This is a genomic window from Dongia sp., assembly GCF_041918875.1.
In the GTDB taxonomy this organism is placed as follows: domain Bacteria; phylum Pseudomonadota; class Alphaproteobacteria; order Dongiales; family Dongiaceae; genus Dongia.
Map to the genome: position 1 here is coordinate 1 of NZ_JAYRUV010000013.1, position 13858 is coordinate 13858.

12 protein-coding genes are annotated in these 13858 nt (G+C 65.2%); 4 read left to right on the plus strand and 8 right to left on the minus strand.

Features of this window, described 5'->3' with window-relative positions:
- The first annotated feature begins 266 nt into the window (after positions 1 to 266).
- The 3 genes from leuS (at position 267) to holA (ending at position 4608) form a co-directional block, all read left to right on the plus strand.
- The gene (gene leuS, locus ACE3TY_RS14375) at positions 267 to 2849 is read left to right on the plus strand and encodes a leucine--tRNA ligase (protein ID WP_374654107.1); all 2583 of its coding nucleotides are present in this window, start codon (positions 267 to 269) and stop codon (positions 2847 to 2849) included.
- Positions 2836 to 3435 carry an LPS assembly lipoprotein LptE gene (lptE, locus tag ACE3TY_RS14380; protein WP_374654109.1) on the plus strand — a complete coding sequence of 200 codons (600 nt, stop codon included), beginning with the start codon at positions 2836 to 2838 and terminating at the stop codon, positions 3433 to 3435. The genes leuS and lptE overlap by 14 nt, the downstream gene beginning before the upstream one ends.
- Positions 3436 to 3582: 147 nt before the next feature.
- A complete protein-coding gene (gene holA, locus ACE3TY_RS14385) occupies positions 3583 to 4608 on the plus strand; it encodes a DNA polymerase III subunit delta (protein WP_374654111.1) in 1026 nt (341 codons plus the stop codon).
- Positions 4609 to 4638: 30 nt separating this feature from the next.
- On the opposite strand, the gene ACE3TY_RS14390 is transcribed toward holA, so the two are convergent.
- Positions 4639 to 5352 (minus strand): winged helix-turn-helix transcriptional regulator, encoded by a 714-nt coding sequence (locus ACE3TY_RS14390; protein ID WP_374654113.1) that lies wholly within the window; start codon positions 5350 to 5352, stop codon positions 4639 to 4641.
- A gap of 298 nt (positions 5353 to 5650) precedes the next feature.
- On the opposite strand from ACE3TY_RS14390, the gene ACE3TY_RS14395 reads away from it, so the two are divergent.
- The gene (locus ACE3TY_RS14395) at positions 5651 to 6832 is read left to right on the plus strand and encodes an acyl-CoA dehydrogenase family protein (protein ID WP_374654115.1); all 1182 of its coding nucleotides are present in this window, start codon (positions 5651 to 5653) and stop codon (positions 6830 to 6832) included.
- Between the two features lie 161 nt (positions 6833 to 6993).
- On the opposite strand, the gene ACE3TY_RS14400 is transcribed toward ACE3TY_RS14395, so the two are convergent.
- The 7 genes from ACE3TY_RS14400 to ACE3TY_RS14430 form a co-directional block, all read right to left on the minus strand.
- Positions 6994 to 7878 carry a ParB/RepB/Spo0J family partition protein gene (locus tag ACE3TY_RS14400; RefSeq protein WP_374654117.1) on the minus strand — a complete coding sequence of 295 codons (885 nt, stop codon included), beginning with the start codon at positions 7876 to 7878 and terminating at the stop codon, positions 6994 to 6996.
- Between the two features lie 149 nt (positions 7879 to 8027).
- Positions 8028 to 8825, minus strand: a complete 798-nt coding sequence (locus ACE3TY_RS14405; protein WP_374654119.1) for a ParA family protein — start codon at positions 8823 to 8825, stop codon at positions 8028 to 8030.
- A gap of 17 nt (positions 8826 to 8842) precedes the next feature.
- A complete protein-coding gene (gene rsmG, locus ACE3TY_RS14410; RefSeq protein WP_374654121.1) occupies positions 8843 to 9478 on the minus strand; it encodes a 16S rRNA (guanine(527)-N(7))-methyltransferase RsmG in 636 nt (211 codons plus the stop codon).
- 163 nt (positions 9479 to 9641) lie between these two features.
- Complete coding sequence (gene mnmG / locus ACE3TY_RS14415) at positions 9642 to 11537, minus strand: tRNA uridine-5-carboxymethylaminomethyl(34) synthesis enzyme MnmG (protein WP_374654123.1); 1896 nt, start codon at positions 11535 to 11537, stop codon at positions 9642 to 9644.
- Positions 11538 to 11591: 54 nt separating this feature from the next.
- Positions 11592 to 13055 (minus strand): tRNA uridine-5-carboxymethylaminomethyl(34) synthesis GTPase MnmE, encoded by a 1464-nt coding sequence (gene mnmE / locus ACE3TY_RS14420; RefSeq protein ID WP_374654125.1) that lies wholly within the window; start codon positions 13053 to 13055, stop codon positions 11592 to 11594.
- Positions 13052 to 13435 (minus strand): ferredoxin, encoded by a 384-nt coding sequence (locus ACE3TY_RS14425; RefSeq protein ID WP_374654127.1) that lies wholly within the window; start codon positions 13433 to 13435, stop codon positions 13052 to 13054. The genes mnmE and ACE3TY_RS14425 overlap by 4 nt, the downstream gene beginning before the upstream one ends.
- A 1-nt stretch (position 13436) precedes the next feature.
- A complete protein-coding gene (locus ACE3TY_RS14430) occupies positions 13437 to 13712 on the minus strand; it encodes a DUF6489 family protein (protein ID WP_374654129.1) in 276 nt (91 codons plus the stop codon).
- Positions 13713 to 13858: the final 146 nt, after the last annotated feature.

Below are 13858 nucleotides of genomic sequence, written 5' to 3' on the forward strand. Positions count from 1 at the left end.
GATGGACCGGATACTACGGAAAGCCAGGCCCCATCGTCATGCTCAGAGGTCTCAATCAGTTCCATGCAATCAAGCATGGCTGGAACCTCCGAAATGTGTGAATCTCGTAGCCTCGCGGGAGAGGGTCGGGGTGAGGGGGTGGGTCGAACGAGACTGAATGCCAGCGCCCCCTCACCCAACCCTCTCCCGCGAGGGGAGAGGGTTTGAGTGGCAGCGAAATCGAACTCCAAAAGGTGACCTCAGGGTCCGGCAAAGAATTAGTGATCATGTCGCGATATAATTTCCACGAGGCGGAAGGCAGATGGCAGGCGGCCTGGAAGGCCCGCAACTGCTTTGCCGCATCCGCCGACACCACGAAGCCCAAATATTACGTCCTGGAGATGTTTCCCTACCCGTCGGGGCGCATCCATATGGGCCATGTGCGCAACTATACGATGGGCGATGTCGTCGCCCGCTATAAGCGCGCGCGAGGCTTCAACGTGCTGCATCCCATGGGCTGGGACGCGTTCGGCCTGCCGGCCGAGAACGCCGCCCGCGACATGAAGATTCATCCCGCGCGCTGGACCTACGACAATATCGCCACCATGCGCGCCGAATTGAAGCGCATGGGCCTGGCGCTGGACTGGTCGAAGGAGCTGGCGACCTGCCATCCGGGCTATTATGCCCAGCAGCAGCGCATCTTCCTCGATTTCTTCAAGGCGGGCCTCGCCTACCGCAAGGAGGCCTTCGTCAACTGGGATCCGGTCGATCATACCGTGCTCGCCAACGAGCAGGTGATCGACGGCAGGGGCTGGCGCTCCGGGGCGCCCGTGGAAAAGCGCAAGCTCAGCCAATGGTTCCTCAAGATCACGGAATATGCCGACGATCTGCTGAACGCGCTGGGTTCGCTCGACCGCTGGCCCGACAAGGTCCGCCTGATGCAGGAAAACTGGATCGGCAAATCGACCGGCGCCCATGTACGCTTCAGGATCGCCGGGTCCGACAGCAGGATCGAGGTCTTCACGACGCGGCCCGACACCCTGTTCGGCGCCAGCTTCATCGCCGTCTCGCCGGACCATGCGATTGCCGAAGCGGCCGCCAAGGCGGACCCGGCGGTAGCCGCCTTCATCAGTGAATGCCGCGCCGCCGGCACGTCGGAGGCCGCGGTCGAGGCGCAGGAGAAGCGCGGGCATCGCCTGAACCTCGAAGTCGAACACCCCTTGATGCCGGGCAAGCGGCTGCCCGTCTACATCGCCAATTTCGTCCTCATCGAATACGGCACCGGCGCCATCTTCGGCTGCCCGTCCGGCGACCAGCGCGACCTGGATTTCGCCCGCAAATACGGCCTGCCCGTCATTCCCGTGGTGCTGCCCCCGGGCGAGAACCCCGCGACCTTCGCCATCGGCGACACCGCCTATACCGATGACGGCACCATCTACAATTCCGGCTTCCTCGACGGGCTCGACACCGAGACGGCGAAGAAGAAGGCCGGCGCAGCCCTCAAGGAACAGGGCGACGGCGAACCCACCACCATCTTCCGCCTCCGCGACTGGCTGGTCAGCCGCCAGCGTTACTGGGGCTGCCCGATCCCGATCATCCATTGCGATGCCTGCGGGCCCCAGCCGGTGCCGGAAAAGGACATGCCGGTGCTGCTGCCCGACGATGTCACCTTCGAGAAGCCCGGCAATCCGCTGGATCACCATCCGAGCTGGAAGCATGTCGCCTGCCCCACTTGCGGCAAGGCGGCCGTGCGCGAGACCGACACGTTCGACACTTTCGTCGATTCCTCCTGGTATTTCGCGCGCTTCTGCAGCCCCCGCCATGACCAGCCGGTCGACCGGGCGCTGGTCGATTACTGGCTGCCGGTCGACCAGTATATCGGCGGGGTCGAGCACGCGATCCTGCATCTTCTTTATTCGCGCTTCTTCACCCGCGCCATGAGGCAGGTGGGCCTGGTCAAGCTCGACGAGCCCTTCGCCGGCCTCTTCACGCAAGGCATGGTCTGCCACGAGACCTACCGCGATCCGGAAAGCGGCGAATGGCTCTTGCCGGATGAAGTGGAGAAACGCGGCACGGGCGCCATCCGCACCGATACCGGCATGGCCATCGAAATCGGCCGTTCCGAGAAGATGTCGAAGTCGAGGAAGAACGTGGTGGCGCCCGATGTCATCATCGGCGGCTACGGCGCCGACACCGCGCGCTGGTTCGTCCTTTCCGACAGCCCGCCCGAGCGCGACATGGAATGGACGGCTTCCGGCGTCGAGGGCGCCTGGCGCTTCGCCCAGCGCCTGTGGCGCCTCGGCGCGCTCTGGCGGGAAGCCCATCCTGCCCTCAAGGGCGCCAAGGGTGGCCAGCCGGGGAGCTTCCCGGAAGCGGCCCTGGCGCTGCGCCGCGCCACCCACAAGGCCATCGCCGGCGTTTCCGAGGATATCGAGAAGTTCCGCTTCAACCGGGCGGTGGCGAAGCTTTACGAATTCGCCAACACTCTCTCGGAAATCAAGGATTCCGATCTCGCCGACGAGGCCGGCCTCTATGCCCGCAAGGAGGCCCTCGAAGCCCTCGCCCAGCTCATCGGCCCGATGATGCCGCATCTGGCCGAGGAAATGTGGGCTTCCCTGGGGCACGATACGCTTCTGGCCGAGACCGCTTGGCCGGAAGCCGATCCCGTGCTTATCATCGACGACCATGCTACCGTCGCTATCCAGGTCAACGGCAAGCTGCGCGCGACCATCCAATTGCCGCGCGATTGCGTGCCCAAGATCGCGGAAGCGGCGGCCCTGGCCGAGGATGCGGTGATCCGCGCCCTCGACGGCAAGAGCCCTAAGAAAATCGTCGTGGTGCCGAACAGGATCGTCAATGTCGTGGTCTAGAAGAGACGCCATCCGCCTTGGTCTTGCCGGAACCGCCCTTCAGGCGGCGGCACCCCTCCTGTCCGCCTGCGGCTGGAAGCCGCTTTACGGCAAGTCGAGCGTCACGCCCAGCGGCAATGCGACGGTCGATGCCAACCTCGCCGCGGTCGCCATCAAGGAACCGTTCTGGGAACGCGACGCCGCCCCCTTCGGCGAGTTCGCCCAGGCCGGCCGCGCCAAGTACGATGCGCGCACCTCGCAGATCCTGCACAATGCGCTGCGCGACGGTTTCAATCCCTATGGCCAGCCGGCGACGCCCGCCTACACGCTGACCATCGAACTCTCCGAAGCCATCAACCGCACGGTCACGGCGGAAGAAGGCGATGCGCGGCGCGAGGATCTGGTCCTCAAGGCGAATTTCGCGCTCCGCGATGCCAAGGGCAACGAGCTCGTCAAGGAAAAGACGCGCTCGATCGTCGCCTATACCGTGCTGCAGGATCCCTATACCGATCTCGAGGCCCGCAACGACGCCCGCGACCGCACCGCGCGGCAGCTCGCCGAACTGATCAAGCTGCGCATCTCCAGCTATTTCGCCACGCATGGGTGAGGCTGTCATCGGCAGCCCCCTCACCCCAACCCCTCTCCCCGGAGGGGCGAGGGGCTTTGCAGCGCACTCGTTCGAAGCTCCCTCGGCCCGCTTGCGGGGAGAGGGTCGGGGTGAGGGGGCAGCGCTCCGATCCCGCCAAATCCATCCATGAAACTCGACAAGCAGCCGCTCGATAAATTCCTCAAGGACCCGGCGCCGAATATCGCCGCGGCGCTGATCTTCGGTCCCGACGAAGGCATGGTGCATGAGCGCGCTGGGGTGATGAGTCGCGCCATCCTGGGTGAAGGCGACGACCCCTTCCGCCTGAGCGAACTCAGCGGCGACGAGATCAAGGCCGACCCGGCGCGGCTCATCGACGAGGCACGCGCCATCGCCATGATGGGCGGCCGGCGCGTGGTGCGCGTCACGCGCGTCACCGACGCGCTGGAGCCCGCTTTCGCGGCACTCCTTGCCGACCATAAGGACAGCGCCCAGTGCCTCGTCGTCATCGAGGCCGGCGATATCGGCGGCAAGTCCAGCTTGAAACGCCTGTTCGAGAATGCGCCGCATGCCGCCGCCATCGCCTGCTACCGCGACGAGGCCGGCGCCCTGCCCGGCCTCATCACGCAGCATCTCAAGGCCGCGGGGCTGGAGATCGAGCGCGACGCGCTTTCCTATCTTGCCGCCAATCTCGGCGGCGATCGCGGCATCACGCGCGCCGAGCTCGACAAGCTCGTCCTCTATATGGGTCCCGAAAAGAAGGTCTCGCTCGACGCAGCGATGGCCTGCATCGGCGACATGGCGGCGATCGGCCAGGACGATCTCTGCCAGGCGATCGGCCTGGGCGATCTCAAATCGCTTGAACGGCAGATCGAACGCAACCTCGCCGAGACCAACGAAATCGCCCTCATCCGCGCGGTGGCACGCCATTTCATGCGCCTGCATCAGGTGGCCGGCCGCGTGGCGCGCGGCGAGCAGCTGGAAGCCGCCATGGGCGGCCTGCGCCCGCCGGTCTTCTGGAAGGCGGTCGACGGATTCAAGAGCCAGTGCCGCCGCTGGAATATCGAGGCCATCGGCAACGCGCTGCTGCGCCTTTCCGAGATTGAGGCCGAAGCCATGCGCCAGCATCAATTCGCCGACACCCTCACCCGCCGCGGCCTGATGGAGATAGCGGTGATGGCCGGGAAGAGATAGGACTGCGCCGAAGGCCGCGATCCCGCTCCTTCACCCCGCCTTGGCGAACGGACTCAAACCCAGCCAGCTCTGCATCATGCGGGAGATATTCTTGTCGCCGCTGAGGTCCATCCGCCCGCCGGCGATTTCGGTGGCGACATTGGTGATGCCCATCCAGATCGCCGTCATCGATTTCAGCGACGTCTCGACATAAAGATCGACATCGAAGCCGGGATCGGTCTGGCAGAGATCGACATTGCCGCGCTCGATCACCAGCCACCAGTCGCGCCGGTTGGAAAGTTCGGGATAGGTGAACTGGACGACGCAGCGCCGCGGCGGCAAGGGTGTCGGGTTGAGGTTGCGCCGCATGTCCCACATCAGCAGCGACGGGTCGAGATTCTTCAGCGATTTCTGCGTATCGACCCAGCGCGCGCCCCAGAAGCCCAGCGACATGACGAGGTTGCGCAGATCCTCGCCGGCCGGCGTCAGGATATATTGGGCGCCGCTCGTTTCCAGCAATCCGCCCTGCTGCAATTCCTTGAGCCGCTTCGAGAGAAGTGTGGGCGAGATGCGCGGCAGGCCGCGCTTCAGATCGTTGAAATGCCGACTGCCGGCCAGCAGCTCGCGCAGAATCAGCGGTGTCCAGCGCATGCAGAAAATCTCCGCCGCCATGGCCACCGGGCAGAACTGCCCGTACCCGCCTCCCTCGCGATCCTCGGCCGATTTCCTGGCGGCCACTGCCTTGGCCGATGCCTGCATGTCCATGAGCTTCCTCCATTCATGTCTCGGAAGCCGGTTGCAACGCTGCAATCTATAGCATGAAGGGGCCCGAGATGGGTGTTCATAACCTCGATACAGATTCTGAAGCGTCTACCGATCGGTAGACGGCGCCCGCGGCGCGGAACGCTAAGCAATCGGGGCATCCGCCAGGCCCGGCTGCATCGGACCCATATCGGGCGAGCGCTTCGCTACAGATCCAGGACTGGAAGCCGGCGGCCCGATGGTGGTTGAGATGAACGCGGGATGAAACGCCATCGGAAAAAGACATAAGGAGCCACCCGTCATGACCCCCGCAGCCCAAGCCGCCATCAAGCCGGATTTTCCGGCCCCCCTTGCCGATACCGGCGCCACCGACCTTGTCGCGAAGGTTCGCGGCCTCGGCCCCGCTTTCGCGGCCCGCATCCAAGCGGCCGACGATAGCGACAGCTTCGTTGCCGCGAATTTCGCGGAACTTAAGGCAGCCGGCCTGGTCGAGGCCGGCGTGCCGGCCGATCTGGGCGGTGGCGGCGCCGGCGTCGCCGAGCTTTCCGCCATGCTGCGCGAGATGGCGCATCATTGCAGCTCGACCGCCCTTGCCTTTGCCATGCACACGCACCAGGTCGCGATTCCCGCCTGGCGCTGGGTGCGACAGCAGGCGGCGCCCGTGGCGCCCCTGCTGAAGCGCGTCGCCGCCGAAAGGCTGGTCCTGCTTTCCAGCGGCGGTTCGGACTGGGTCGCCGGTTCCGGCAAGGCCGAGAAGGTCGAGGGCGGCTATCGCATCGCCGCCCGCAAGGCCTTCACTTCCGCCTCGCCCATCGGCGACATCCTGATGACCGGTGCCGTCTGGGAAGATGCGCCGGAAGGGCCCTGCGTGCTCCATTTCGGCATTCCGATGAAATCGCCGCATGTCAAAGTGCTCGGCAACTGGAAGTCGATGGGCATGCGCGGCACCGGCTCCCATGATGTGATGATCGACGGCCATGTGGTGCCGGAAGAAGGCGTTGCCCTCAAACGCAAACAAGGCGAATGGCATCCGCTCTTCCACATCATCTCGATGATCGCCTTCCCGATCATCTACGCGGCTTATCTCGGTGTCGCGGAGAATGCGCGCGACCGTGCCGTTGCCATGGCGGGTCAGCGCCGGCCGAGCGATCATGTGGTCTCGCTCGTCGGCCGCATGGATACGGAACTGCGCGCGGCCCAGATGGCGCATGCGGCGATGGTGCGGCTTGCCGAAACCGCTTCGCCCTCAGCCGCGACCACCAACGAAACGATGATCGCCCGCACCCTGGTGGCGCGCCACGCACTGGCCGCGGTCGAACTGGCGATGGAAGCGGCGGGCGGTGCCGCCTTCTACCGCGACAATGGACTGGAACGTCTCTTCCGCGACATCCAGGGCGCCCGCTATCACCCGATGCAACAGGGCCCGCAAGCAACCTACGCCGGCAAGATCGCGCTGGGCGAGGATATCGCCACGGTGTTCTGAGGGAGCGAGCTTGTGGCGGACCCCCTCCCGCCGACGCATGTCGGCATTCGCCGACGGCCCTCCCCCCTGAAGGTGGGAGGGCTTTCTCCCTTCTCCTCCCACCTTCAGGGGGGAGGTTGGGAGGGGGGCGCCAAGTGACGGGTGTGGGCCGCCGCCGCGCCTCACCCCAGCTTCGCGATGATTCCGTCGAGCTGGTCGAGGCTCTTATAGTGCAGGATGACGCTGCCGCCCTTGCCGTTGAAGTCGATCTCGACCTTGAGGCCCAGCTTCATCGAGAGGTCATTTTCGAGGGCCTTGGTGTCGGCGTCCTTTTCCTTCGGCGCCTTCTTGGCCTTCAGGGTTTTCAGCAGCGATTTGGGCTTATAGTTCTCAGCCAGGCGCTCGGTCTGGCGCACGTTCAGGCCTTGCGCCACCACTTCGGAGGCGAGGCTCACCGGGTCCGAACATTTCAACAGTGCGCGCGCATGGCCGGCGGTCAGGCGCCCGTCGGCCAGCATCGAGCGGATGGCGCCGGGCAGGTCCATGAGGCGCAGCAGGTTGGCGATGGCCGAGCGCGACTTGCCCATGCGCGTCGAAAGTTCTTCCTGCGTGTATCTGAACTCGTCCATCAGGCGGCGATAGCCTTCCGCCTCCTCCAGCGGGTTGAGGTCCTGGCGCTGGACGTTTTCGATGAGCGCGATTTCGAGCGCGTCGCGGTCGGTGAGGCTCTTCTCGACGATCGGCACTTCATGGAGCTGCGCCATCTGGGCGGCACGCCAGCGCCGCTCGCCGGCGATGATCTCGAACTCGCCCTTGGGGCGGTTGGGATGCGGGCGCACCAGAATGGGCTGCAGCACGCCGTTGCTGCGGATAGATTGCGCGAGGTCTTCCATCGCGGCGGCATTGAAGCTGCCGCGCGGCTGGTACTTGCCCGGATGCAGGAACTCGATCGGCACCTGGCGCTGGCCAGCGACCGGCGCACTCAGCCCGTCGCTGGTCGTCGCCGCAACCACCGGATCATTCCCCAGCAACGCCGAGAGCCCGCGGCCCAGATGTTTCTTCGCCATGATCGTTTTCTTCTTCGTCGGCTGTAAGTCTTCAGTCGCTCCCCCCTCTCCCCGACCCTCCCCCACGTTGGGGGGAGGGAGAAGAAGTCGGAGCTCGGTCTAGTCCCCTCCCCCCGGCGTGGGGGAGGGTTAGGGAGAGGGGGCCTTCGTCACGCCACCTTCAGCGATCTTCCCTGCAATCCCTGTTCCCGCCGCAGCAGTTCGGAAGCCAGATGGATATAGGCCTGCGAACCGGCGCAGCGTATGTCGTAGAGCAAGGCGGGCTTGCCATAACTTGGCGCCTCGGCGATGCGGACATTGCGGGGGATCGCGGTCTCGTAGACCTTGGGGCCGAAATGCGCGCGCACGTCGGCCGCCACCTGCTCGTTCAAGCTGGAGCGCTTGTCGTACATGGTCAGCACCACGCCCTGGATCTCCAGCACCGGATTGAAATGCTGGCGCACGCGCTCGACCGTCTTGATGAGCTGCGAGAGGCCTTCCAGCGCATAGAACTCGCATTGCAGCGGCACCAGCACGCAATCGGCCGCGACCATCGCGTTCAAGGTGAGGAGCGAAAGCGAGGGCGGGCAATCGATGAGGACGAAATCATAGGCAAGATCGGCTGTCGCCAGCGCGTCCTTGAGGCGGTATTCGCGCCGGTCCAGGTCGATGAGCTCGATTTCGGCCCCCGCGAGATCCGGCGTGGTCGGCACGATCGACATGTTGGGCACAATTGTGGGTTGCGTCGCCTCCGCGATGCTCGCCCCATCCACCAGCACCTCGTAAGAACCGGTTGCGCGCTGGGCCGATTCCAGCCCCAGACCGGTCGAGGCATTGCCCTGGGGATCGAGGTCGACGATGAGGACTTTCTTCCCACAGGCCGCCAAGGCGGTCGCCAGATTGACCGCCGTCGTGGTCTTCCCCACGCCGCCCTTCTGGTTGACGACGGCCATGATGCGGGGCTGCATTGAACTACGCTCGCTCGTCACCGGGAACCCCGCCGCTGGATGTTGGAGAGTCTGAGAATAACGCCACTGGAATCCGTCAGACTCCGGTGGCGTGTCGTCGTCATATTCCAAGAGCTTCCCGCCCCGGTCAATTCATCTTCGGCCTTGGCGCCCTTCGGAAACAGGCAGACCGTCTCGGGCGTGAGGTAAGGCTCGGCCCAGGCAAGCAGCTGGTCCAGGCTTGCCAGCGCCCGCGCGGTGACGATCGGCGCCTTCCAGGCAGCTGCCGCCTCGATCCGGGTGGTGTGGATCTTGACCCGAGGGAGCACGCCGGTCTGGCGCGCGCATTCCAGCAGGAAGGCGCTCTTGCGCTGGTCGGAATCGACGAGATGCACCAGGCGCTCGGTCATGATGGCCAGCACCAGGCCCGGAAAGCCGGCCCCCGACCCCAGATCCGTGACCGGATCGTTGCCGGGCGGCAGCAAGGGCAGGAGCTGCGCGGAATCCAGGAAATGCCGCCGCCAGAGATCCTGGAGACTGTCCTTGGCCACCAGATTGATCCTGGCCTGCCATTTCCGCAGCAAGGCGTCATAAATCTCCAGCCTGGAAAATGTTTCACGTGAAACATTTTGCCCGAGACGGTTCATTTCCGAGGCGAATTGAGCGGGGGTCATCGCTTAACCCCCTCTCCCCAATCCTCCCCCACGTTGGGGAGAGGGGGTTCCACCGAGCTAGCGCCAGCAGCGGAATTCAAACTGGATGGAGTCCCCTCCCCCCAACGTGGGGGAGGGTTAGGGAGAGGGGGTGTCTGCAACTGAAAACTCCCGCCGCGGATACTCAAGCCGATTGCCGCTCCGCGCGCTGGCGGCGGGCGTGGCGGAGCAGGATGGTGAGCGCCGCCGGGGTGATGCCGGAGATGCGGCCGGCGGCGCCCAATGAGGCGGGGCGGGCTTTCTTCAGCTTTTCGCGGACCTCGGCCGAGAGCGAGGGGACCCGGTCGTAATCCAGATCCTCGGGCAGCAGCAGCGCCTCGTCCTTCCTGAAGGCCAGGATGTCGGCATCCTGGCGCTTGAGGTATCCGGCATAGCGGCCGTCGATCTCGATCTGCTCGGCGATATCGGGTGCCAAACCGCCGATCTCCGGCCAGATCGCGGCAAGGCGCGCCAGATCGATTTCCGGATAGGCGAGCAGCCCCATCGCCGTGCGGCGCTGGCCGTCCTGGTTGATGTTGAGGCCCTGGCCGCGCAACTCGTTGGGGGTCGCGGACAGGGTCCGCATGCGCGCCCGCGCTGCGTCCAGCGCCGCCATCTTGGCGGAAAAGGCCGTTTCGCGCGGTCTTCCCACGCATCCCCAGGCGAGGCCCAGGGGCGTCAGGCGCTGGTCGGCATTGTCCTGGCGGAGCTGCAGCCGGTATTCGGCGCGGCTGGTGAACATGCGGTAGGGCTCCGCCGTTCCACGTGAAACAAGGTCGTCGATCATGACGCCGATATAGGCGGTGGCCCGGTCCAACGTAAATGGGTCGAGGGTGACGCCCTGCCCGCTTCCGCCCACAAGGCGCGCGGCATTGAGGCCGGCCATCAGCCCCTGCGCCGCCGCTTCCTCATAGCCTGTCGTGCCGTTGATCTGGCCGGCCAGGAACAGGCCCGGGAGCGCCCTCAGTTCCAAACTGGGCTTCAGGGCGCGAGGATCGACGAAATCGTACTCGATGGCGTAGCCGGGACGCAGCATCGCGGCATGTTCGAGGCCGGCGATGGTCTTCAGGAGGTCGCGCTGCACATCCGCCGGGAGCGAGGTCGAAATACCGTTGGGATAGACGGTGTCGTCGTCCAACCCTTCCGGCTCCAGGAAGATCTGGTGCCGGTCCTTTTCGGCAAAGCGCACCACCTTATCCTCGATCGAGGGGCAATAGCGCGGCCCCGTCCCCTCGATCTGGCCCGAATAGATGGGCGCCCGGTGGAGATTGCCGCGAATGAGTTCGTGCCCGGCCTGGCTTGTATAGGTGATGCCGCAGGCGATCTGCGGCGTGGCGATTTCAGCCGTCAGATACGACATCGGCACCGGCGGATTGTCGCCGGGCTGGGAATCCAGCGATTTCCAGTCGATCGTGCGCCCATCGAGGCGCGGCGGCGTGCCGGTCTTCAAGCGCCCCATGGGCAGGTTCAGCCGGTGCAGTGTCTCGGCCAGTTTCTTCGAAGGCGCCTCGCCCACCCGCCCGGCCGGGACGCGCTCCTCGCCGCAATGAATGAGGCCATTGAGGAAGGTGCCGGTCGTCAGCACGACGGCGCCGCAGGCGATGCGTGCTCCAGCCTCGGTGATGACCGCGGCAACCCGGCCCTGACCGTCGACCTCCAGGTCGCCGGCGGCACCGGCCTCCACGGCGAGGTTCGCCTGCTCGGCCAGCAGCGCCTGGACGGCCTGGCGATAGAGCCTGCGGTCGGCCTGGGCGCGGGGGCCGCGCACGGCAGGACCCTTGGACTGGTTCAGCATGCGGAACTGAATCCCGCCCCGGTCGATGGCCCGGCCCATGATCCCGTCCAGCGCATCGATCTCGCGCACCAGATGGCCCTTGGCGAGACCGCCGATGGCCGGGTTGCAGGACATCTCGCCGATCCTGGCGGGATCGTGGGTCAGCAGCAGGGTGCGCGCGCCCAGGCGCGCGGCGGCGGCGGCGGCCTCGGTTCCGGCATGGCCGCCACCCACGACGACGATATCGAATTTCACTTCAGCATTCATGTTTCACGTGAAACAATTTCATATTCACCATATATTTCAACGGCTTGGTTATTTTCATTTGCCGATGCAGAATTCCCGAAAGATCAAATCGAGAACATCATCGACCTCCACCCGGCCAGTGATCCGGCCCAGGGCCTGAACAGCCAGGCGCAGGTCTTCGGCCTTCAACTCTATCACCCGCGCGTCAAGTCCGCGCTGCAGGGCACCCAGGCACCGTTCCAGCGCCGACCGGTGCCGCAACCGGGTGAGTACCGGTTGGCTGCCGGCATTGAGAAACCGGGCCGCCTTCGCGGCGAGGCTTGCCATCAGCGCGTCGAGCCCCTGGCCGGTCCTGGCCGAGACCCGCAAGAGCCCCCGCCCGGCAATTTCCGGCGTCTCATATGCGCTCAATTCGGCCTTGTTCAATACGACAATCGCCTCGGCGTCAATCTGCGCCGCGACCTGCTCGTCGAAATCCGGCCAGGTCGCCCCATCGAAAACGATGAGTTTCAAATCGGCATATTCCGCCCGTTTGAGGGCGCGCTTCACCCCCTCCTGCTCGATCTCGTCGGGACTGTCGCGCAGGCCCGCCGTGTCGGCGATGAGGAGCGGATAGCCGCCCAGATCCAGCTTCACCTCGATCACATCGCGCGTCGTCCCGGCGCGCGCCGAAACGATCGCGGCCTCGCGCCCGGCCAAGCGGTTGAGCAGGCTGGACTTCCCCACATTGGGCGCGCCGAGGATGGCGACGGAAAGTCCCTCGCGCAGCATCTCGCCGCGATGATCGTCGGCGAGATGCCGCTCGACCGCGTCGGCCAGCAGGCGCATGGTCTCGTCGACCATGCTCGTCAGGCCCTCGGGCAGATCCTCGTCGGGAAAATCGATCGCCGCCTCGATCCGCGCGAGTGCCGAAATCAGGGGCCCGCGCCAGCTTTCATAGAGTGCCGAGAGTTCGCCCTCCGCCTGGCGCAGGGCCTGCCGGCGCTGCGCTTCCGTTTCGGCGGCGATAAGGTCGGCAAGACCCTCGATTTCGAGAAGGTCGAGCTTGCCATGATCGAAAGCGCGCCGCGTGAACTCGCCCGCTTCAGCGAGGCGCAGGCCGAGCCCGCTCAGCGCCTTTGCAACGGCGGCGATGATCGCCTGTCCGCCATGGATATGCAGCTCCACCACATCCTCGCCGGTGAAGCTCGCGGGGCCCGGAAAATAAAGGACAAGTGCATCGTCGAGGGGAATGGGGTCGACATCTCCTCCCACCTTCAGGGGGGAGGGTTGGGTGGGGGGCCGCAAGTGACGGCTCTTTCCACCGAGATGCCCCCCTCCTGACCTACCCCCTGAAGGTGGGAGGGCTTGTTCTTCGAGGGGAGGGGCAAACAGCCGCCGTCTCACCGCCATGCGCGGTGCGGGCAATGCCTTGGCCGTCAGCTTTTGCAGCGCCTCGGCAGCGCCCGGGCCGGAGAGACGGAAGATGGCTACGCCCGATCTTCCGGCCGGGGTCGCCAGTGCATAGATCGTGTCGGGGGCGTAGATCGTGTCGCTCATTGCTCCGCTTTGACGAGGCGGTCTTCGGGCCGCTTGTCTTCGGGCCGCAGCATCAGCCGTTCGACGCGCTCGCCCTTGATGAGGTGGCGCTGGATGATCTCCTCGGCATCCTCGACCGAGTGATAGGAGTACCAGATGCCTTCCGGATAGATCACCATGGTCGGCCCCAGCTCGCACCGATCGAGGCAGCCCGACTGGTTGATGCGGACATTGTCGAGGCCCAGCTCCTTGGCGCGCGCCTTCATGTAATTGCGCAAGGGTTCGGCGCCGCGCGACTTGCAGCAGCCGCGCTTATGGCCGGCCGGCCGCTCGTTGACGCAGGCAAAGACATGGGTCTCGAAATAAGGCGCCGGATCGCCCGGCCTGGAACGGTCGGCCAATTTACTTGCCGCTCTCTTTATTGCCGCCCCTGGAGTCGCCCATGGGCCCCCCTTGCCCGAAAGCCTGCCAGAACATTTTCTGCATCTGCTCGAGCCCGGCTATTCCAGCCGGCATCCAGGTTTTGAGCAGGGTTTCGGCATCGGTCCCCTTCATGGCCGCCATGACCCGGTCCTGCACTTCCTGCATCACCGCATCCTGCATCGGCGCCACATTCGGCAGGCCGAAAAAAGCGCGGGCTTCTTCCGGCGAACAATCTATGTCGACATTGATCTTCATCGGGTACTCCTGGCCGAACGCGGCTGAATCATTGCCCGACACTAGCCGATGAAAGTGGCGAACAAAAGTGTGACGGACGCCCTCTCGGGTTTGGCAGCGGCGGCATCGGCATGCTAGACCGCGAAATCCAACACGAAATCCAACCC